The sequence below is a fragment of the Ancylobacter radicis genome (assembly GCF_018449475.1).
Lineage (GTDB): Bacteria > Pseudomonadota > Alphaproteobacteria > Rhizobiales > Xanthobacteraceae > Ancylobacter > Ancylobacter radicis.
Map to the genome: position 1 here is coordinate 156,557 of NZ_JAHCQH010000020.1, position 19,333 is coordinate 175,889.

19 protein-coding genes are annotated in these 19,333 nt (G+C 66.9%); 10 read left to right on the forward strand and 9 right to left on the reverse strand.

The window, feature by feature from the left end; translation table 11 throughout:
• Nucleotides 1-17 precede the first annotated feature (17 nt).
• Together modB and modC are read left to right on the forward strand one after the other, a co-directional pair.
• On the forward strand, nt 18-707 hold the full coding sequence (gene modB, locus KIP89_RS15440) for a molybdate ABC transporter permease subunit (protein ID WP_213756472.1): 690 nt from the start codon (nt 18-20) through the stop codon (nt 705-707).
• Nucleotides 704-1,804 (forward strand): molybdenum ABC transporter ATP-binding protein, encoded by a 1,101-nt coding sequence (gene modC / locus KIP89_RS15445; RefSeq protein WP_213756473.1) that lies wholly within the window; start codon nt 704-706, stop codon nt 1,802-1,804. The genes modB and modC overlap by 4 nt, the downstream gene beginning before the upstream one ends.
• Before the next feature lie 99 nt (nt 1,805-1,903).
• Here modC and KIP89_RS15450 read toward each other — a convergent pair whose 3' ends face one another.
• The 8 genes from KIP89_RS15450 to xylF all read right to left on the reverse strand — a co-directional run bounded on the left by KIP89_RS15450 (nt 1,904) and on the right by xylF (nt 8,503).
• The gene (locus KIP89_RS15450) at nt 1,904-2,101 is read right to left on the reverse strand and encodes a hypothetical protein (RefSeq protein WP_213756474.1); all 198 of its coding nucleotides are present in this window, start codon (nt 2,099-2,101) and stop codon (nt 1,904-1,906) included.
• A gap of 51 nt (nt 2,102-2,152) precedes the next feature.
• On the reverse strand, nt 2,153-2,572 hold the full coding sequence (locus tag KIP89_RS15455) for a winged helix-turn-helix domain-containing protein (RefSeq protein ID WP_213756475.1): 420 nt from the start codon (nt 2,570-2,572) through the stop codon (nt 2,153-2,155).
• A 72-nt stretch (nt 2,573-2,644) separates the two neighbouring features.
• Nucleotides 2,645-4,012 (reverse strand): PepSY-associated TM helix domain-containing protein, encoded by a 1,368-nt coding sequence (locus tag KIP89_RS15460; RefSeq protein ID WP_213756476.1) that lies wholly within the window; start codon nt 4,010-4,012, stop codon nt 2,645-2,647.
• A gap of 99 nt (nt 4,013-4,111) precedes the next feature.
• Entirely contained in the window at nt 4,112-4,651 is a 540-nt protein-coding gene (locus KIP89_RS15465) for a copper chaperone PCu(A)C (protein WP_213756477.1), read from the reverse strand.
• An 83-nt stretch (nt 4,652-4,734) separates the two neighbouring features.
• Nucleotides 4,735-5,097: a hypothetical protein gene (locus KIP89_RS15470; RefSeq protein WP_250152540.1), complete on the reverse strand. Its 363-nt coding sequence runs from the start codon at nt 5,095-5,097 to the stop codon at nt 4,735-4,737.
• A 124-nt stretch (nt 5,098-5,221) separates the two neighbouring features.
• The gene (locus KIP89_RS15475) at nt 5,222-6,028 is read right to left on the reverse strand and encodes an ATP-binding cassette domain-containing protein (RefSeq protein ID WP_213756479.1); all 807 of its coding nucleotides are present in this window, start codon (nt 6,026-6,028) and stop codon (nt 5,222-5,224) included.
• Between the two features lie 10 nt (nt 6,029-6,038).
• Nucleotides 6,039-7,349, reverse strand: a complete 1,311-nt coding sequence (locus KIP89_RS15480; protein ID WP_213756480.1) for a sugar ABC transporter permease — start codon at nt 7,347-7,349, stop codon at nt 6,039-6,041.
• 113 nt (nt 7,350-7,462) lie between these two features.
• Nucleotides 7,463-8,503, reverse strand: a complete 1,041-nt coding sequence (gene xylF / locus KIP89_RS15485; protein ID WP_213756481.1) for a D-xylose ABC transporter substrate-binding protein — start codon at nt 8,501-8,503, stop codon at nt 7,463-7,465.
• 281 nt (nt 8,504-8,784) lie between these two features.
• On the opposite strand from xylF, the gene KIP89_RS15490 reads away from it, so the two are divergent.
• From KIP89_RS15490 to KIP89_RS15525, 8 genes are all read left to right on the forward strand, one after another.
• A complete protein-coding gene (locus KIP89_RS15490) occupies nt 8,785-9,822 on the forward strand; it encodes a LacI family DNA-binding transcriptional regulator (RefSeq protein WP_213756482.1) in 1,038 nt (345 codons plus the stop codon).
• Between the two features lie 32 nt (nt 9,823-9,854).
• The gene (gene xylB, locus KIP89_RS15495; protein ID WP_213756483.1) at nt 9,855-11,312 is read left to right on the forward strand and encodes a xylulokinase; all 1,458 of its coding nucleotides are present in this window, start codon (nt 9,855-9,857) and stop codon (nt 11,310-11,312) included.
• On the forward strand, nt 11,309-12,634 hold the full coding sequence (gene xylA / locus KIP89_RS15500) for a xylose isomerase (RefSeq protein WP_213756484.1): 1,326 nt from the start codon (nt 11,309-11,311) through the stop codon (nt 12,632-12,634). The genes xylB and xylA overlap by 4 nt, the downstream gene beginning before the upstream one ends.
• A 248-nt stretch (nt 12,635-12,882) precedes the next feature.
• A complete protein-coding gene (locus KIP89_RS15505) occupies nt 12,883-13,500 on the forward strand; it encodes a L,D-transpeptidase (RefSeq protein ID WP_213756485.1) in 618 nt (205 codons plus the stop codon).
• Nucleotides 13,501-13,534: 34 nt separating this feature from the next.
• Complete coding sequence (locus tag KIP89_RS15510; protein WP_213756486.1) at nt 13,535-14,548, forward strand: amino acid ABC transporter substrate-binding protein; 1,014 nt, start codon at nt 13,535-13,537, stop codon at nt 14,546-14,548.
• A gap of 137 nt (nt 14,549-14,685) precedes the next feature.
• A complete protein-coding gene (locus KIP89_RS15515) occupies nt 14,686-15,123 on the forward strand; it encodes a GlcG/HbpS family heme-binding protein (RefSeq protein WP_213756487.1) in 438 nt (145 codons plus the stop codon).
• Between the two features lie 293 nt (nt 15,124-15,416).
• Entirely contained in the window at nt 15,417-15,872 is a 456-nt protein-coding gene (locus KIP89_RS15520) for a BA14K family protein (protein ID WP_250152541.1), read from the forward strand.
• A gap of 202 nt (nt 15,873-16,074) precedes the next feature.
• Nucleotides 16,075-17,535 carry an amidase gene (locus KIP89_RS15525; protein WP_213756488.1) on the forward strand — a complete coding sequence of 487 codons (1,461 nt, stop codon included), beginning with the start codon at nt 16,075-16,077 and terminating at the stop codon, nt 17,533-17,535.
• Here KIP89_RS15525 and KIP89_RS15530 read toward each other — a convergent pair.
• Complete coding sequence (locus KIP89_RS15530; RefSeq protein WP_213756489.1) at nt 17,514-19,184, reverse strand: amidohydrolase; 1,671 nt, start codon at nt 19,182-19,184, stop codon at nt 17,514-17,516. The two genes, KIP89_RS15525 and KIP89_RS15530, sit on opposite strands and share 22 nt — an antisense overlap.
• Between the last annotated feature and the right edge of the window lie 149 nt (nt 19,185-19,333).

Below are 19,333 nucleotides of genomic sequence, written 5' to 3' on the forward strand. Positions count from 1 at the left end.
CAGGGTTTGAGAATCGGATGCTGACCCCCGAGGAATGGATCGCCGTCCGGCTCAGCCTTGAGGTGGCCTTCTGGGCCACGTTCTGGAGCCTGCCCTTCGCCGTGCTGGTCGCCTGGGTGCTGGCGCGGCTGGATTTCCCCGGCAAGGGCCTGCTGGACGGGCTGATCTACCTGCCGCTGGTGCTGCCAAAGGTGGTGGTGGGCTATCTCCTGCTGCTGACGCTGGGGGCGCGCGGCGCCATTGGCCAGTATCTCGACGCGTGGTTCGGCATCAAGCTGATCTTCACCACGGCCGGCGCCACCGTGGCCGCCGCCGTGGTGAGCTTTCCGCTGACGGTCAACGCGATCCGCCTTGCGCTTGAGGCGGTGGACCGGGGGCTGGAGGTCGCCGCCCGCACGCTCGGTGCTTCAAGGCTCGACGTGTTCTTCTCGGTGACGCTGCCGCTGATGCTGCCGGGCGTGCTTTCCGGCGCACTGCTCGCCATCGCCTCGGCTCTGGGCGAGTTCGGTGCCACCATCACCTTCGTTTCCAACGTCGAGGGTCAGACCCGAACCATCCCGCTCGCCATCTACTCCGCCACCCATATGCCTGATGGCGATGCCATGGCGCTGCGGCTGACGGTCGTCTCGGTGGTGCTCGCGTTGGGCGCGCTGCTGCTGGCGGGTCTGGTGGACCGGCGCATCCGGGTGATGATCGGGCGCGCATGATCGAGATTGATATCCGCCTCGCCCGGCCCGGCGGCTTTTCGCTGGCAGCGGCCTTCTCCGCGCCGGCGGCGGGCGTCACCGCGCTGTTCGGCCGCTCGGGGGCCGGCAAGACCACCATCATCCAGGCGGTAGCGGGCGTGGTACGCCCCGACGCGGGACGGATCGTCGTCGATGGCGAGGTCTTTTTCGATCAGGCGCGCGGCATCGACCTGCCCATCGAGGCGCGCCGGGTCGGCTATGTGTTTCAGGATGCGCGGCTGTTTCCCCATCTCTCGGTGGACAGCAATCTGCGCTATGGCGAGCGCCGCGCGCGCGCGACGGAGCGCCCGATCCGCTTCGAGGCGGTGGTGGACCTGCTGGGTATTGGTCATCTGCTCAAGCGCCGACCGCACACGCTTTCGGGCGGCGAGCGCCAGCGCGTCGCCATCGGCCGCGCCCTTCTGGCGCAACCGCGCCTGCTGCTGATGGATGAACCCCTCGCGGCGCTGGATGAAGCCCGCAAGGCCGAGATCCTGCCCTATCTCGAACGGCTGCGTGACGAGGTGAGGTTGCCCATCCTCTATGTGAGTCATTCGATCGACGAGGTGGTGCGGCTCGCCGCGCTCATGGTGGCGCTGGCGGATGGACGGCAGATCGCCGCCGGGCCGGTGGCGGAGGTCATGGCCAATCCCGAACTATTGCCGGTTATCGGGCGCTTCGATGTCGGCGCGCTGCTGGAGTGCACGGTGGCCCGTCACGATGAGGCCTTCGCGCTATCGGACCTCACCTTTCCCGGCGGCGTGCTGCGGGTGCCGCAGGTCGGGCGCCCGGTGGGGGCGGCCGTGCGCGCACGGGTGCGGGCGCGCGACGTGGCCATCGCGCTCAGCCGTCCAGAGGAGGTTTCGGTGTCCAACCTGCTGTCGGCCCGTATCGAAGCGGTGCGGATGCAGGAGGGCCCCTATGCCGACATCGAGCTCAGTGTCGGTCCGAGCCGGCTCGCCAGCATGGTGACACGCGAGAGCGTGGCTCGCCTGCGCCTCGCGCCGGGTCAGGCGGTGTGGGCCATGGTGAAGTCGGTCGCGGTGGACAGCCGCCGGCCGGAGAGCGAGCCGAGCTAGAGCTTTTTCGGTGAACCCCGGTTCATCGAAAAAGCTCTAGCTCATTGTTTTGACGCATTTTCTTCACGCGAACCGGAATCCACTTCGCTCGAAAATGCTCTAGTTCGGCTCCTGCATGATCGGTGCGACGCCGGGGCCGACGGCGAACTCGTCGCTGACGAAGCCGATGACCGCCAGAACCAGCAGGGCGATGACGAGAGCGATGATCAACCCGCGCACGCCACCCGTGCGGTGGCCGAAGAAACCCGAACCGGCCAGCAGCACGAGAATGAGTATGACGATGATCAGGGTCTGCATCTCGCCTCCGCTTTCCGCTGAAAACTGCGCGGCAGGCGAAATGGTTCCACGCTACCCGTCGCTTGCCGTCGTCGTGGGGGCGGGAAGGGGAGCGAGGGCGGCGCGCAGTTCCGCCACCGCCGGACCGTTGGCCTCCGCGCTGCGACGTTCAATGTCCCGATAAAGCGCGATCAGCCGCTCGCCGAAAGGCGTGAGGTCGGTGCCGTGGCCGCGCCGTCCGGGATGGGTGAGTACCACCGGCTCGCGGAAATTGCCGGCGATCTCGTCCACCAGCAGCCAGGCGCGACGGTAGCTCATGCCCATCTTGCGGGCGGCGGAGAGGATCGACTTCTCGGTGCGGATGGTCTCCAGGAGGTCGATCATGCCCGGACCGATGTGCCGTCCATCGCCAAAATAGACGCGGATGAAAAGCCCGTCGCGTGGTTTGCGCGCCGCCGTTTCATCCGCGTCCTCGACCTTTTGATGCTTCATGCGCGCCTCTCGCCTCATGAGCCGAGCTTAGGGGAAGAGGCGCGCAGCAGGAACCCGTTGAGGCCTACCCGATCAGGCCGTCCTCACCTTCGCACGGCGATAGCCGAGGGCGAGGTCGAGCACCACCATCACCACCAGCGACGCTCCCACCAGCGGAAAGATGAGCCCCACCACCGCCATGATGGCGATGAGGCCGCGCATCACCGAGCGGTCCGCCGGTGCCGGCGGTACGCCAAGCGCGCCCTTGGGCCGGCGCATCCACCACATCGCCCCGGCCGAGACCGACATGAGGATGACGGCGAAGCAGAGCGCCAGCATGAACAGCTGGTTGGCGAGGCCGAACTCCTGGCCGAGATGGATGTTGATGCCCCATTCGAGGGCTTTGCCGGCCGGGCCGTAATCGGCATAGCTCATATCGATCAGCGGCGTGCCGCTATACTGGTCGAGATGGACGACACGCTGCTTGGACAGGTCGTCCGGGTAGATCGAGGCGCTGTAGACGCCGGTGGCCGAGGTCGGCAGGCTCAGCGTGTAGCCGGGCGAGACGCCGAGCGTGTCGACGATGGCGGCGGCGGCGTCGATGCCGAGCGGTTGGCCCTGCGGTGCGGTGGATACCGGCACCTTGGCCTGCTCCAGCGACCAGGTGGTGGGGCCGTTCACATGCTCCAGATGCTCGTCCGACATCGGGATGTTGGTGCGAACGCCGTTCGGATAGCCGTAATTCGAGGAATTGGCCCATTCATTGACCTTGGCACCCCACAGCACCGACCAGGGCATGCCGGACAGGGACATGAAGCCGATGGCGAGGCCGGCGAAGGCGCCGGTGACGGCGTGGATGTCGCGCCAGAAGACCCGCTTCTTCGGTGTCCCGCGCACGCTCACCACGCCGCCGGTCTGCTGGCGTGGCCACCAGAGATAGAAGCCGGTCGCCACGAGCAGGATCGACCAGCCGCCGACGATTTCGATGATGCCATTGGCGATAGGGCCGAATTCGGCGAGGCTGTGCAGGCGGCGGATCAGCCACATGATGGTGCCGCGGTCGGGTAGATCGCCCAGCACGCGGGAGTCATAGGGGTTCACATAGACCGACAGGCGGGTGCCGGCGGTGGTCTTCACCACCACCTCGGCGGAGGCCGATGAGGTGGACGGTGTGATTATCTTGACCGCCGTTCCGGGATGCGCAGCGAGCGCCGACGCGATCCAGGCGCTCGGCGCCTGCGGGGCGGTCTGCTGCACGGCGACCTGCTTGAGGTCGCGGTGCCAGAGGCCGTCCAATTCGTCGCGGAACAGGTACAGCCCGCCGGTGACGGCGAGCAGGATCATGAAGGGCAGCACCAGCAGGCCGGCATAGAAATGCCAGCGCCAGACGGCGCGGTAGAGATTGAGCGAGCGTTCGCTCGCCTCGGCCTTGGTGTCGGCGGATACAGATGTCGCGGTCATCGGAAGGGTTTCCCGGCAGGGTGGCAGCGGTCAAGCGCCCGGCGCGAGAGCCAGGCGCGACACGCCGCGATTGCGTTCAGGCGTCGAAGAGGACGGCGGTCAGTTCGCCGGCGTGCCGTGGCCGCTATGGGCGTCATGCCCAGCGGGACCGCCCATTCCCTCGATCTTGAACTCGACAGTCACGGTGCCGGCCTTGGCGAAGGTCAGCGTGCCCTTGAAGCTCTCGCCTTCCTTGAGCGGCTGCTTGAGGTCCATGAACATCAGGTGATAGCCGCCGGGCGCCAGCTTCACCTCGCCGCCGGCGGGAATCTCCACGCCGTTCGGCAGCATGCGCATGGTCATGACGCCGTCCTTGACGGACATCTCGTGGATCTCGACATGGCCGGCAATCTCGGCGGTGGCGGAGACCAGCGTGTCCGCCGTCTTGCCTTCGTTCTCGACCGAGAGATAGCCGCCGCCGACCTTGGCGCCGTTGGGCGTCATGCGCGCCCAGGGATGGCCGATCTCGAGATCACCGACCTTGAAGCCATGGGCAAAGGCCGGCTGGATGGCGAAAAGGGCGAGGGTGGCGGCGAGCAGGGCGAAGCCGACGCGCTCCTCGGTGTGGCGCAGGACGCGGCTGAAGATGTGACGGATCATGAAATGCACTCCCTATGCCGGCATGCCCCGGGCAGAGGCCAGCGTGTTCGATTGACGGCGAGACAGCCCGAAAGGGCGATGCGTCAAACGAGGGGAGGTGCGCGGGCAAGGCGCGGGGAGCGTTTCAGTCCGCTGAAGGTGAGCGTCTGGTCCGGCGGGAGGACGGTAGCGACGGCAAGGCGTGCCGGCGTCGTGGCGACGACGGGCACCGGCGGAGGCGCCGCTGCGCCGACAGCCATCTGGCAGCCGGTGGTGCAGCAATCGGGCGTGTGATGGGCCGGATCGGCCGGGCTGGCGGGAGTCTCAGGTGCCGCCTGAATACCGCGGCAGATGATCTGTCCCAGCTCGCCGCCGGCAAGGCCCCCCGCCGCATGGGCGCCGGAGGCGATGCCGCCAATGAAGGCCTGCAGCACAAGCAGATAGGCCACGGCAAGGGCCGTCGCCATTCTGCGCCATGTGCTGCGGTCAGGGGTCATGCCGTTTCAGGCCCTCGGCGGTGCGTCGCTGACGGATGTAGCACGCTCCCGCCGCGCCCGGAACAGCGGCACGCCGCCGCTGCTCCGGCACGGTTCAGAGGCTGGCGCCGGGGCCGGGCGTGGCGCCGGGCGGGCATTTGCCGAGGATGATCATGCCGAGCACCTCATCCTTGGTCACGTCCGAGGTGCGGGCGCTGCCGACCAGCTTGCCGTTCTTCATCACGCTGACGCGGTCGGCGAGATCGAACACGTCGTGAATGTCGTGGCTGATGAGGAAGATGCCGATGCCTTCCGCCTTGAGCTGCTTGATCAGTTCGCCCACCTGCGCCGTCTCCTGAGGCCCGAGCGCGGCCGTCGGCTCGTCCATGATCAGGATCTTGGCGTTGAAGTGGATGGCGCGGGCGATGGCGACCGACTGGCGCTGGCCGCCGGAGAGGCCGCGCACCGGCTCCTTGAACTTGCGGAAGTTCGGGTTGAGCCGGCCCATCACCTCGCGCGTCGCCGCCTCCATGGCCACGTCGTCGAGCGTGCCCCAAGGGGTCATCAGTTCGCGGCCAAGGAACAGGTTGGCGGCGGCATCGACATTATCGGCGAGCGCCAGCGTCTGGTAGATGGTCTCGATGCCGAGGCGTTTGGCGTCACGCGGGTTGGCAATCTCCGCCTTCTGCCCGCCAATGCGGATCTCGCCGGAATCCTGCCGGTAGGCGCCGGCGAGGATCTTGATGAGCGTGGATTTGCCGGCGCCATTGTGGCCGAGCAGGCCGACCACTTCGCCGGGATAGAGGTCCACGCTGACATTGTCGACGGCGCGGATGCCGCCGAAGGAAATGGCGATATCGCGCATTTCGACCAGCGGCGTGCCGGTGCGGGCGGCGGGGGCGGTGGTTGCGAGGCTGTTCATCGGCCGGCCCTCACTTGAAACGCTTGCGGTAGACGGTGTCGATCCACACCGCGAAGACGAGGACGATGCCGACCACGATGTTCTGATAGGGCGTGTCCACGCGCATCAGCACCATGCCGGATTGCAGGCTCTGCATCACCAGCGCGCCGATCATGGCGCCGGCAATGGTGCCCGAGCCGCCGGCCAGCGAGGTGCCGCCGATCACCGCCGCGGCGATGACATAGAGCTCGTCGAGCGTGCCCTGCGCATTGGTGGCCGAGTTGAGGCGGGCGGTGGAGATCGCCGCGCCGATGGCGGCGAGCGCGCCCATCAGGGCAAACACGGCGAGCGTCACGCGCTTGGTGTTGATGCCGGCCAGTTCGGCGGCTTCCGGGTTGCCACCGATGGCGAAGACATAGCGGCCGAAGCGGGTGCGGTTGGTCACGAAGGTCATGATGATGCCGACGGCGAGCGCCACCAGCACGGGCACGGCAAAGCCGAAGCTGACGCTCAGACCTTCCGGCGGCACCTCGATGCCGGCGGCCTCGGCATAGCGCCGGGCGAGCACGGCGGGCAGCGTGTAGGCGTTGACCACCAGCGTCGCGCCGATGACCGCCAGGCAACCGAAGGTGATGGTGGTGACCTCCGCCCAGACGGGCTTGAGCGGGAAGTGGAAACGCTGGCGCTGCCGGCGGGCCTGCACGGTTGCAAACGCGATGGCGAGGCAGGCGATGACCGCGACGACCCAGCTCCAGGTGGCGCCGATCGAGCCATCCGCGCCGCCGCCGAGCAGCTTGAAATTGTCGTCGACCAGGGGAATGGTCTTGCCTTCGGCGACCGCCCAGGCCGCGCCGCGCCAGACCAGCAGGCCGCCCAGCGTGACGATGAAGGCGGGCACGCCGAGATAGGCGATGACGAAGCCATGCAGGGCGCCGATGGCCGCGCCGGCGGCGATGCCGGCGACGAGCGTCAGCGCCATCACGGCGGGATGGTTGAAGCCGAAGGTCGGCAGCAGATAGCTGACCTGAAACACCGCCATGATCATGCCGGTGACGCCGAGGATGGAGCCGACCGACAGGTCGATATGGCGCATCACGATGATCAGCACCATGCCGGTCGACATCACCGCGATCGAGGAACTCTGCACCGACAGGTTCCAGAGATTGCGAGGTGTCAGGAAGGTGCCGTCGGCCAGGATGTCGAAGACGATCCAGATGGCGGCGAGGGCGCCGATCATGCCGAGAAAGCGCACATCGATCTCAAGCGCGCGGATGAAGGAGGTCGGCGCGGTCTGCGGCGGGGATGACGGTACCGGCGTTGCGGCCGTCGTGGTCTCGGTCATGAGCGTCCTCCTAGTGTCCGCGCCGGGCATATCGTTTGCCGCTCAGCGCGCCCTGACGGGCGTGCGGCGGGATGAACTCCCGCCGCCGCTTGGTCTCGATCCGTCGGTCTGGATCAGTCGCAGGCCTTGACCGTGCCGGGCTTCACGCCCTGGCAGACGGTGGCCTTCGGCACCCAGCCGGCCTCGATGATCACGCCGAGATTATCCTTGGTGATCGGGAGCGGCTTGAGGAAGGTCGAGTTCATCGCCTGCTTCTTCGGGCCGCCCGTAAAGGTCGCGGTGCCCGGAACCGCCTTGGGGTCGGTTCCCTTGGACAGTTCGATGGCGATTTCCGCGGCCTTCTTGCCGAGTTCGCGCGAGTCCTTCCAGACCGAGACGGTCTGCGTGCCCAGGGCGATGCGGTTCAGCGCGGCGAAGTCGGCGTCCTGGCCGGAGACCGGCACGGAGCCGGCAAGCCCCTGCGCGGCAAGCGCGGCAATGGCGCCGCCGGCGGTGCCGTCGTTCGAGGCGACGACCGCGTCGACCTTGTTGTTGTTGGCGGTCAGCATCTGCTCGGTGTTGCGCTGGGCATTGGCCGGCAGCCAGCTATCGGTATAGGCCTCGCCGACATTCTTGATGTCGCCCTTGTCCATGGCGGCCTTGAGGGCTTCCATCTGGCCGGAGAACAGGAAGTCCGCATTCGGATCGGACGCCGAGCCCTTGATGAAGAGATAGTTGCCCTTGGGCTTGACCTTCATCACCTCGGTGGCCTGGAGGCGACCGACTTCCTTGTTGTCGAAGGTGATGTAGTAGGCATAGGGGTTCTCGATCAGCCGGTCATAGCCGACGACCGGAATGCCCTCGTTCTGCGCCTTGGTGATGGCGGGAGCGATGGCGTCCGAATCCTGCGCCAGGATGATCAGGGCGGTGGCGCCCTGCGCGATCAGCGCCTCGACATCGGACAGCTGCTTGGCGGCCGAGGACTGGGCGTCGGCGGAAATGTACTTTGCGCCGGCGGCGGCGAGCGCCTTCTTGATGGCGGCCTCGTCGGTCTTCCAGCGTTCTTCCTGGAAGTTCGACCAGGAGACGCCCACGACGGGCTCGGCGGCGCGGGCGGCGCCCACGGTGACGACGGTCGCCAGCGCGGCGAGGGTAAGGCTCAGGCTCGTCTTCATGCGTTCCTCCCAAAGGGTGCGATGCTTTGTGCCAGTCGGCATTCGGTCCTCGAGAGATGACGCGTGCCGTGGTCGTTTCTGACGTTCGAACCTCACATATGTCCGAAATCGTCCTTTTGTTGATCGATCTGAGTGATCGATAGAACCTTATCATACCTCAAAAAGATCGGTAATCGGCCCTGATTAGCAAATTCCGTGGCCGCAGGCGCTCCACTTTTGGTCTAAGTGGTGATGACGTGTCTTGAGTTGCGTACCTCAGATTTTGAGGGCAACATGACGGTATGTCCAGACCCCTTTCACGCATCACCCTGCAGGACGTGGCCCGCGAGGCCGGCGTTTCGCTGGCGACGGCCGACCGTGTGCTCAATGGCCGGGCCGGGGTGCGCAACGCCACGGCCGGCCGGGTGAAGGACGCGGTGGCCCGGCTCGGCTACCGGCCGAACCTCGCCGCCGCCCGTCTGGCGCGGGGCGAGACATACCGCTTCTGCTTCGTCCTGCCGGCCGGTTCCAATGTCTTCATGCGCATGCTGGCCGAGCAGGTGGCCAATACCGCCAACTGGCTCGCCACCCATAACGGCTATATCGACACGGTGCGCGTCGACGTGTTCGCGCCCGAAACCCTGGCCTCGACGCTGGAGGGCCTGATGGGGCGCTATGACGGCGTCGCGGTGGTGGCGCTCGACCATCCGCGGGTGCGGGCGGCGATTGACGACCTCACCTCGTCCGGCATGGCCGTGGTCACGCTGGTGTCGGACGTGCCGTCCTCACACCGGCTGCATTATGTCGGGATCGACAATATCGCCGCCGGGCGCACGGCGGGCACGCTGATCGGCCGTTTCACCGGCGGTCGGTCGGGCTCGGTCGGCCTCATCGTCGGCACGCCGGCGCTGCGCGACCATGCCGAGCGCCATTTCGGCTTCATGCAGGTGCTGGGCGGCGAGTATCCCGGATTGAAGGTGCTGCCGGCGCAGGAAAGTCTCGACGACGAGGAGCGCGCCGAGGCGATCACCGCCCGGATGCTGCGCGAGGTGCCGGACCTTCTCGGCGTCTACAATGTCGGCGCCGGCAATCGCGGCATCGGCACCGCGATCGTCGCGGCCGAGCGTACCGAGAACCTCGTCTTCATCGGTCATGACCTCACCGACGATACACGGCGCTTCCTGCTGCGCGGCGTGATGGACGCGGTGATCAACCAGGATGCCGGCCACCAGTCCCGTTCGGCGGCCCGCGTCCTGCTAGCGCATTGCGCGGGTGAGCCCCTGCTGAACGAGCAGGAGCGTATCCGCATCGACATCTTCGTCCGGGACAATCTCCCGTGATCTTCTCCCCCCGCGTACAAGGAATGTGAGGCATGTTCCTCGGCCTCGATATCGGAACCTCCGCCGTCAAGGCGGTACTGGTCGATGGCGACCAGAAGGTGCTGGCCACCACCGAGACCCCGCTCGCCATTTCCCGCCCGCAACCGGGCTTCAGCGAGCAGAACCCGGAAGACTGGTGGCAGGCGACGCTCGCCAGCATCGACGCGCTGAAGGCGCAGCAGCCGGCGGCGCTGTCGGCCGTGCAGGGCATCGGCCTCTCCGGCCAGATGCATGGCGCGGTGCTGCTGGATGCCTCCGGCGCGGTGCTGCGCCCGGCCATCCTGTGGAATGACGGTCGCTCCTCGGCGGAATGCCGTGAGCTGGAGGAACGCTTCCCAGCACTGCACCAGGTGGCGGGCAATCTCGCCTTTCCCGGCTTCACAGCGCCCAAGCTGATCTGGGTTAAGAAGCACGAGCCGGAGATTTTCGCGCGAACCGCCAAGGTGCTACTGCCCAAGGCCTATGTCGGCTATCGCCTGACCGGCGAGATGGTCGAGGAGATGTCGGACGCCTCCGGCACGCTCTGGCTCGACGTGGCGCGCCGCGACTGGTCGGACGAGGCACTTGCGGCCACCGGCCTCTCCCGCGATCACATGCCCCGCCTCATCGAGGGCAGCGCCGCCGCGTGCCGGATCACGCCGGACCTCGCCGCGCGTTGGGGCATGGCGACGCCGCCGGTTCTGGCGGGCGGTGCCGGCGACAATGCCGCCGGGGCTGTCGGGCTTGGCGCGATTGGCGCCGGCAATGCCTTCGTCTCGCTCGGCACGTCCGGCGTGCTGTGGGCGACCACCGACCGTTACGCGCCGAACCCGCAGTCGAGCGTGCACGCCTTCTGCCACGCCATACCCGCCACCTGGCACCAGATGGGCGTGATCCTCTCCGCCGCCTCGGCGCTCGGCTGGTGGTCGGAAGCGATGAAGATCGCGCCGGGCGATCTGCTGGCGCCGCTCGGCGAGGCGCCGGCCGCGCCCTCCAAGGCGCTGTTCCTGCCCTATCTCTCGGGCGAGCGCACGCCGCACAATGATACGGCGATCCGTGGCGCCTTCATCGGCCTTGACCATGATGCGTCGCGCGAGACGCTGACGCAGGCGGTGCTGGAAGGCGTCGCCTTCGCCTTCAAGGACTGCCTCGACGCGCTCGCCGCGGCCGGAACGACGCTCGATCAGGCCGATGTGATCGGCGGCGGCTCGCGCTCGCGCTTCTGGATCGGCGTGCTGGCCAATGTGCTCGGCCTGCCGCTCAACCGCATCGAGGATGGCGAGCGGGGCGGAGCCTTCGGCGCCGCGCGTCTCGCCCGGATGGCGGCCACCGGCGAGGCGCCGGAGGCCGTGTGCCTGCCGCCGCGCCGGCTGGAGACCATCGAACCCAACCCCGTTCTTCAACACGCCTATGCGGAGCGTCATGCCCGCTACCGGGCTCTCTACCCCGCTTTGAAGGGAGTGATTTCATGAATGCCTCGTCCGGGTTCTTCCCCTCCGCCGAGCCGCTGAAATATGCCGGCCCGGACAGCCGCGATCCCTTCAGCTTCCGCTGGTACGACAAGGACCGCGTGGTTCTCGGCAAGCGGATGGAGGACCATCTGCGCTTCGCCGTCGCCTATTGGCACAGCTTCACCTGGCCGGGCGGCGACCCGTTCGGTGGCGAGACCTTCCTGCGCCCATGGATGCACGGCGCCGACGAGATGACGCTGGCCCGCGCCAAGGCCGACGTCGCCTTCGATCTGTTCCGCATTCTCGACGTGCCGTTCTTCGCCTTCCATGACCGCGACATCGCGCCCGAGGGTGCGTCGCTGGCGGAATCGAACGCCAATGTGCGGGCGATCGCGGACATCTTCGCCCGGAAGATGGAGACGTCGAAGACCAAGCTGCTCTGGGGCACGGCCAACCTGTTCTCCAACCGTCGCTTCATGTCGGGGGCGGCGACCAATCCCGACCCGGACGTGTTCGCCTATGGCGCCGCGCAGGTGAAGAACGTGCTGGAGATCACCCATGAGCTGGGCGGCGAGAACTACGTTCTGTGGGGCGGCCGCGAGGGCTATGAGACGCTGCTCAACACCGACCTGAAGCGCGAACTCGACCAGCTCGGCCGCTTCCTCAACATGGTTGTCGAGCACAAGCACAAGATCGGCTTCAAGGGCACGATCCTGATCGAGCCGAAGCCGCAGGAGCCGACCAAGCACCAGTACGATTTCGATGTCTCGACCGTGTACGGCCTGCTGTGCCGCGCCGGGCTTGAGAAGGAAGTGAAGCTCAACATCGAGGCCAACCATGCGACGCTGGCGGGCCACAGCTTCGAGCACGAGATCGCCATGGCGGCGGCGCTCGGCGTGTTCGGCTCGATCGACATGAACAAGGGCGACGCCCAGTCCGGCTGGGACACCGACCAGTTCCCGACCAATGTCGAGGACACCGCGCTCGCCTTCTACGAAATCCTGCGCGCGGGCGGCTACACCACCGGCGGCACCAATTTCGACGCCAAGGTGCGGCGCCAGTCGATCGACCCGGAGGATCTCGTTATCGCCCATGCGGCGGCCATGGATGTGTGCGCCCGTGCCCTGCTGGTCGCCGCCGACATGATCGAGGACGGCGCGCTGCAGAAGGCGGTCGATGATCGCTATGCCGGCTGGGACAAGCCCGAGAACAAGGCGATGCTGGAGCCGGGCGCCTCGCTTGACTCCATCGCCGCCCGCGTCCTCGCCGCGAATCTCGATCCGCAGCCGCGCTCCGGCCGGCAGGAGCGGCTTGAGGCGCTGGCGGGCAGCTATTTCCGCTGATTGGCGGAAATCCTCCCGTGCCGGCTCCCGCGAGCCGGCACGGGAGGCTCCTTCGCGCAGGCGATCCCTTCGCGCGCGATCCCTTGGCGATTGACTTAAAGGCAATTCCCCCTTTCGATCACCAGCGGGAGCGACCGCTGAATCGTCGTCCGGCCATCGAAGCGCCTTGGCGGGCGTGGCATCATCCGCCCGTCACGCACCTGCTTCAGCCTTGCGCCGCGGCGCCGCCGTCTTGAGAGGGATAGGAAATGCGCCTTGGATTAACGGGAATCGTGCTGGCCATGGCGGCCGCCTTTTCTCTCTCCACCGCCGACGCCCAGATGCGCCCGCCGGCGACGCTTGGCGCGCAGATCGTCGATGTGCCGGAAAAGCCCGGCTATGTGCCCTCGCCGGACGAGGAGCAACTCGACCCCCAGTTCCGCCGCCAGCCGGTGTTCTTCCGCACCAATGAGGCGCCGGGCACCATCGTCATCCACACCAATGAGCGTTTCCTCTATCTCGTGCTCGGTCCGTCCAGCGCGCTGCGCTATGGCATCGGCGTCGGCCGCGACGGTTTCCAGTGGGCGGGTCTGCAGAAGGTGAGCCGCAAGGCCGAATGGCCGGACTGGACCCCGCCGTCGGAGATGATCGAGCGCCAGCCCTATCTGCCGCGCTTCATGGCCGGTGGTCCGGGCAACCCGATGGGCGCGGCCGCGCTCTATCTCGGCCAGACCGTCTACCGCATCCACGGCACCAACATGCCGAACACCATCGGCATGGCCGTGTCGTCGGGCTGCTTCCGCCTGGTGAATTCGGACGTGCAGGATCTCTACAACCGCGTGCCCGTGGGCACCAAGGTCGTGATCCGGCAGGCGCCGGAACTCTGACGCCGCCGCATCCAATCGTTCGACTGGGGGAAACATGAACAAGCTCGCATGTGCGCTGGCCACCGCCGGCGCTCTCTTCGCGACCAGCCTCGCTCACGCCGATACGCTCGCCGATGTGAAGGCGCGCGGCACGCTCAAATGCGGCGTCAGCCAGGGCCTCGAGGGCTTCTCGGCCAAGGATGACAAGGGGCAGTGGACCGGCTTCGACGTCGATTTCTGTCGCGCGGTCGCGGCCTCGGTGCTCGGTGACGCCGCCAAGGTGGACTATGTGCCGCTCTCGGCCGAGGCCCGCTTCCCGGCGCTGCAGAAGGGCGAGGTCGACCTGCTCTCGCGCAACTCGACCTGGACGCTGCAGCGCGAGGCCGACCTCAAGCTGATGTTCGCCGGCATTTCCTATTATGACGGCCAGGGCTTCATGGTGCCCGCCGCCAAGAACGTGATGGGCGCGCTGGAGCTGAACAACTCCAAGGTCTGCACCCAGCGCGGCACGACCAGCGCCCTGAACGCGCAGGATTATTTCCGGCAGAACAAGATGACGCTGGAACTGATCGAGCTGCCGACCGTCGACGAGGTGGTCAAGGCCTATGCCGATGGCAGATGCGATGTGCTCACCACCGACGTGTCGCAACTCTACGCCCTGCGCCTCAAGCTCGCCAAGCCGGCCGACCATATCGTGCTGCCCGACGTGATCTCCAAGGAGCCGCTCGGCCCGGTGGTGCGGCAGGGCGACGATGCCTGGCTGAACGTGGTGAAGTGGAACCTGTTTGCGCTGCTGAACGCCGAGGAGCTCGGCATCAGCCAGCCGACGCTGGATCAGGCGCTGTCCTCGCAGAAGCCCGATGTGAAGCGGTTTGTCGGTACGGACGGCAGCTATGGCGAGCAACTCGGCCTGACCAAGGATTGGGCGGTGCGCATCGTCAAGAGCGTCGGCAATTATGGCGAGGTGTTCGAGCGCAATATCGGCACCAGCTCCAAGCTCGGCATTCCGCGCGGCATCAACCAGCTCTGGAGCATGGGCGGCATCCAGTACGCCCCGCCGATCCGCTGAGGCAGACGCGCGCGTAAATGCATCAAGGCCGGCGGCTCTCGCGAACCGCCGGCTTTTTCATGCCACGCCGTTGACGGGCGCGTGATTCACAGCGCATTCGACGGCACAAGAACAGCCACAACATCCCAGGGGAAATCATGTCCGAACTCAGCCTTGCCGCCGCGCAGACCATCCTGTCCACGGCGCTGGAGCAGTGCCGCGCCGGCAATTTCAAGCCGATGGCGGTGGTCGTGCTCGACGCGCGCGGCGCGGTGAAGGCCGCCGCTTCCGAGGATGGCACGAGCCTCAAGCGTTTCGAGATCGCCCATGGCAAGGCCTATGGCGCGCTCTCGCTCGGCATGGGCTCGCGCTCGATCTTCAAGCGCGCCAAGGAGCAGGCCTTCTTCGTCGGCGCGGTCAGCCATGTGGTCGGCGGCGCGCTGGTGCCGGTGCCGGGCGGCGTGCTGATCCGCGATGCGCAGGGTGCGCTGGTCGGCGCGGTCGGCATTTCCGGCGACACCTCCGAGAATGACGAGGCGGCGGCGCTGGCCGGCATCGCGGCGGCCGGACTTGCCGGTGATCCCGGCGCGGATTGAAGTCCCCCGAGCCCGTGATGGGAAGGCGCGGTGCCGCCAGCGCCTTCCGTCCCGGTGGTGCCGCTTTTGCCGGCGAAATCATCCTGAGAATGATCGGTATCCGCGCATAAAATCGATCAATGATCGCCTGCCATGGAACGTATTGTGGCGCAATGCGTTAGTCGATCACAGCCTACGGGCTCCCAGGATCGCTGAAGCGCAAGACATTTGCGGTTTGAAATACTGAGCCTCTTGGGAGTCCTCCTTGGCGCGCCAGGAATCGGTGCGCTTTGGAAAGCTGTCTTGGAGGATGCATGATGAAGAAAATTTCGATGGTCATTGCCGCTGCGGCGACATTGTTCTCGGTCGGCATGGCTCCGGCGATGGCGGCTCCGTGGAACGAGGACGGTCTTTCCGGCTGGCGGAGCACCTCGCAAATGGTTCGCAACAGCCGGGGCAACCAAGCCTATGAGCGCGGCAATTACGGCCGCGACCGGGGTTATTACAATCGCGGCGGTCGCCATTACTATAATGGCCAGCGCGGTTATAATTACTACCGCCCGGGCTATCGCGAGTATAATGGCTGGTGGTTTCCCGGCGCGGCTTTCGCGGCGGGCGCGCTGATCGGCGGGGCTGTTGCCTCGCAGCCCAGCTATTCCGGCGGCGGTGGTCACGTCGCGTGGTGCTCGCAGCAGTACCGTTCGTACCGCGCCTCGGACAACACGTTCCAGCCCTATAACGGCCCGCGTCAGCAGTGTGTCTCTCCGTAAGACGCACACTCTCGCTTAGCACCGAACGAGGCCTGCCCGGCACCCGCTGGGCAGGCCTTTTCGTATGGAGCGACTTACCCATGGGCACCGATTGCGTCGGCGCTGTCTCGGGCTCACAAAGGCAGGGCCTGCCGATCTGGCGGCGGCACTGGTGAGGCCGGCGCGCCGTGATCACGGCCGCCATCGGCAGGAAGTCTCAATCGTGGATATCGGCACTCTCTATGAAAGCTGCGACGCCGTTGCCCTGGCGGAGCTGGTGCGCAAGCTGGACGTTACGCCCGGCGAATTGCTCGACGAGGCCCTGAAACGGGTCGAGGCGCTCAATCCACGCCTCAACGCCGTGACCATGATGCGTGAGAACGTGGCACGCCGCCTGATCGACGAGGGTCTGTGCGACGGCCCGCTGCGCGGCGTGCCGTTCCTCATCAAGGATCTCGGCTGCGAGGCCATCGACTTTCCCTCAAATAATGGCTCGCGGCTGTTCGCCGACACGCATTACGGCAAGGATTCCTCGATCTATGCGCGGATCAAGGCCGCCGGTCTTGTAACCTTCGGGCGGACCACCTCGCCGGAGGGCGGGATTGGCCCGACAACCGAAGCGGCGATCTATGGCGGGCCGACCCGCAACCCCTGGAATCTCGACCATACGACCGGCGGATCGTCCGGTGGCGCGGCCGCGGCGGTGGCGGCGGGCATCGTGCCGATCGCCCATGGCTCGGACGGCGGCGGCTCGGTGCGCATTCCCGCCTCCAGCTGCGGGCTCTACGGCTTCAAGGCGACGCGCGCGCGCCTGCCGGATGGACCCTATGTCGGTGAAGGCTGGGCGGGCATGGCCATTGACGGGTTCCTGACCCGTTCGGTGCGGGACACGGCCGTTCTACTGGATGCAACGCATGGGCCGGACCTTGGCGCCCCCTATGTGGCGCCGCCGCTGGAAAAGGGGTTCCGAAAGTCGATGGAACGGGCCGACCGGCGGCTGCGGGTCGGTTTTGCGACCACCTCGCTCACCAGCGCGGCGATCCATCCCGAGTGCCGGGCGGCGGTGGAGAAGACCGCGCGCCTGCTGGAGAGCTTCGGCCACATCGTGGAAGAGGCGCTGCCGAAGGCCGATACGGCGGGCATGATGGCGGCGTGGACCAAGATCGTTGCCTGCGGCAGCGCGCTGTCCGTCGAGGGCGCGGTGCGCCGCCGGGGGTGGCCGCTGGGCGAGAACGAGATCGAGGGCATCGCGCGCGGCGCCATTGCCTATGCCCGGACCGTGAGCGGCGCGGATTATCTTGAGGCGATCAACAAGGTCCACGCCTATGGGCGCGAGATGGCGACCTTCTTCGAACGCTACGATGTGCTGCTGACCGCGACACTGGCCGAACCGCCAGCGAGGCTCGGGCGCTTCAATCATGCGTCCGACGATTATGTTGAGTACCGCATGGGGCCTGGGCAGGTCTTCGCCTATTCGCCCTTCACCGCCGCTTTCAATGCCTCCGGCCAACCCGCCGCGTCGCTGCCGCTGCACTGGACGGCGGACGGGCTGCCCGTCGGCGTGCATATCGCCGCCGCCTATGGCCATGACGAATTGCTGATCAACCTGAGCGCGCGCATTGAGGAGGCGCTGCCCTGGTTCGACAAGCGCCCGCCCGTGACTTACGCGGCGCTGCGCTCATAGGTGACGGCGCCGCCGCAGATCGTGGCGGCGACGCTCAGTCCATCGATCGCCTCCGGCGCCGTCGCCTCGATGTCGCCGGAGAGGATCACCACATCCGCGAGATAGCCGTGCTTCAGCACGCCCTTGCGGTCTTCGGTGAACTCGGTGAAGGCGCCGTCGGCGGTGAAGCCGGCGATGGAATCATGTAGGCTCTGGCGCTCATCCGGCGCGCCCTCGAAGATCGGGCCGCGCGTCATGGCGGTCTTGATGCCGTAGAGCGGGTCCAGCGCGGCGACCGGCCAATCGCTGGCGAAGACAAGCCGCGCACCGGTATTGCGAATGGTCTGCCAGGAATAGCCGAGCTTCAGCCGCTCCTTGCCGATCATCGAGAGGATCGGCTCGGTCGGGTAGGCGCCGCCCGGCGCGTGGGTCGGCTGCATGGAGGCGATGACGCCCAATTCGGCGAAGCGCGGCAGGTCCGAGGGGGCGAGAAGCTCGATATGTTCGATCCGGTGGCGGCTGTCGCGCGGGCCATTGGTGCGCCGCGCCGCCGCATAGCCGTTCAGCGTGCGGTTGACGGCGGCGTCGCCGATGGCGTGGACGGCGATCTGGAATCCCATCCGGTCGGCCTCGACGCAGATGGCGTCGAACTCATCCGCCTCGAAGAAGGACGAGCCCTTGACGCCCGGCCGGCCGCAATAATCCTCGAACATGTGGGCGGTGTAGGATTCCACCACGCCATCCATGAAGATCTTGACGAAATCCGCCTTCAGCCGGTCGGAGGTCCAGCGCCGGCGCATCTCCTCGGCCTTGCCGAGATCGGCCAGCGTCATGCCGGGAATGAAGCGGAACGGCACGCGGCCGCGCACGATCATCCCGCCGGCGCGCTCGATCTCCTCCATCAGCTCCAGCTGATAGAAGTTGCCGTCCATGTTGTGGAAGCTGGTGATGCCGAGCGAGGCGCAATAGGCGAGACCGCGCTCGATGAGCGCGCGGTCGACGGCACGCTGCGCGGCGGTGGGGGGCGTGGCGGGCTCCTTGCCCAGAAGTCCCAGCGCGTCTCGCCCGCCGCTCGGCGACAGCGTGGCCATGGGCGCGAAGGCTTCAAATTCCACAAGTTCGCCGGTGGCCAAACCGTCTTCGCCCATCACCACCTCAGAGCCGGGCGGCGTCGGATAGCCGTTGAGGATGCCGGCCATCTTCAGCGCGGCGGTGTTCGCCCACATGGTGTGGTGATCGCTGGCGAAGAAGGCGAGGGGACGCTCCGGCAGCACGCGGTCGAGCAGATGGCGGGTGATCGGCTGATCGGCGCCGAACATGGCATAGGCGGCCTGTTCAACCATCAGCAACCCGTCGCCCGGCTCAGTCGCGGCCCGCCCCCGCACCGCTGCCGCGATCGCGTCGAAGCCGGTGACGCCGGCCAGCGAGAGGTTGGAAAGCTGCGCGCCGCCGGTGAAGAGATGGATATGGCTGTCGATGAAGCCGGGCAGCACGGAGGAGCCGCCCGCATCGATCCGCCGTGTCGCTGCGGAAGCAATCCCCGCCACCTCCGCCCGCGTTCCCACGGCCAGAATAGCCCCTTCTTTCAGAGCGACAGCCTCGGCCCGCGGGTGGGACGGGTCCATGGTGATGACCCGGGCATTCTCGATGATGATGTCGGCGGCCGGCATGACGACTCCCAAAATTTGGACGGTCCCAAAATTTGATCACATTCTTACCCAGACGCCTTGTCGCCCGCCAAGCCGTCAAATAGGCTTCGCTCCAACAATAATTGGCGCACCCCCTTCCGCGCCTCTGCGACCACAGACGACAACAGGTG

What these genes read in the sequence shown, in the direction of transcription:
- KIP89_RS15475 (WP_213756479.1), bottom strand. Translation starts at nt 6,028, where the DNA reads ATGAACAGCCTCGCAACCACCGCCCCCGCCGCCCGCACCGGCACGCCG.
- modC (WP_213756473.1), top strand. Translation starts at nt 704, where the DNA reads ATGATCGAGATTGATATCCGCCTCGCCCGGCCCGGCGGCTTTTCGCTG.
- KIP89_RS15450 (WP_213756474.1), bottom strand. Translation starts at nt 2,101, where the DNA reads ATGCAGACCCTGATCATCGTCATACTCATTCTCGTGCTGCTGGCCGGT.
- KIP89_RS15460 (WP_213756476.1), bottom strand. Translation starts at nt 4,012, where the DNA reads ATGACCGCGACATCTGTATCCGCCGACACCAAGGCCGAGGCGAGCGAA.
- KIP89_RS15455 (WP_213756475.1), bottom strand. Translation starts at nt 2,572, where the DNA reads ATGAAGCATCAAAAGGTCGAGGACGCGGATGAAACGGCGGCGCGCAAA.
- KIP89_RS15520 (WP_250152541.1), top strand. Translation starts at nt 15,417, where the DNA reads ATGATGAAGAAAATTTCGATGGTCATTGCCGCTGCGGCGACATTGTTC.
- KIP89_RS15510 (WP_213756486.1), top strand. Translation starts at nt 13,535, where the DNA reads ATGAACAAGCTCGCATGTGCGCTGGCCACCGCCGGCGCTCTCTTCGCG.
- KIP89_RS15480 (WP_213756480.1), bottom strand. Translation starts at nt 7,349, where the DNA reads ATGACCGAGACCACGACGGCCGCAACGCCGGTACCGTCATCCCCGCCG.
- KIP89_RS15465 (WP_213756477.1), bottom strand. Translation starts at nt 4,651, where the DNA reads ATGATCCGTCACATCTTCAGCCGCGTCCTGCGCCACACCGAGGAGCGC.
- xylF (WP_213756481.1), bottom strand. Translation starts at nt 8,503, where the DNA reads ATGAAGACGAGCCTGAGCCTTACCCTCGCCGCGCTGGCGACCGTCGTC.
- KIP89_RS15505 (WP_213756485.1), top strand. Translation starts at nt 12,883, where the DNA reads ATGCGCCTTGGATTAACGGGAATCGTGCTGGCCATGGCGGCCGCCTTT.
- KIP89_RS15470 (WP_250152540.1), bottom strand. Translation starts at nt 5,097, where the DNA reads ATGGCGACGGCCCTTGCCGTGGCCTATCTGCTTGTGCTGCAGGCCTTC.
- xylB (WP_213756483.1), top strand. Translation starts at nt 9,855, where the DNA reads ATGTTCCTCGGCCTCGATATCGGAACCTCCGCCGTCAAGGCGGTACTG.
- KIP89_RS15530 (WP_213756489.1), bottom strand. Translation starts at nt 19,184, where the DNA reads ATGCCGGCCGCCGACATCATCATCGAGAATGCCCGGGTCATCACCATG.
- xylA (WP_213756484.1), top strand. Translation starts at nt 11,309, where the DNA reads ATGAATGCCTCGTCCGGGTTCTTCCCCTCCGCCGAGCCGCTGAAATAT.
- KIP89_RS15515 (WP_213756487.1), top strand. Translation starts at nt 14,686, where the DNA reads ATGTCCGAACTCAGCCTTGCCGCCGCGCAGACCATCCTGTCCACGGCG.
- KIP89_RS15490 (WP_213756482.1), top strand. Translation starts at nt 8,785, where the DNA reads ATGTCCAGACCCCTTTCACGCATCACCCTGCAGGACGTGGCCCGCGAG.
- modB (WP_213756472.1), top strand. Translation starts at nt 18, where the DNA reads ATGCTGACCCCCGAGGAATGGATCGCCGTCCGGCTCAGCCTTGAGGTG.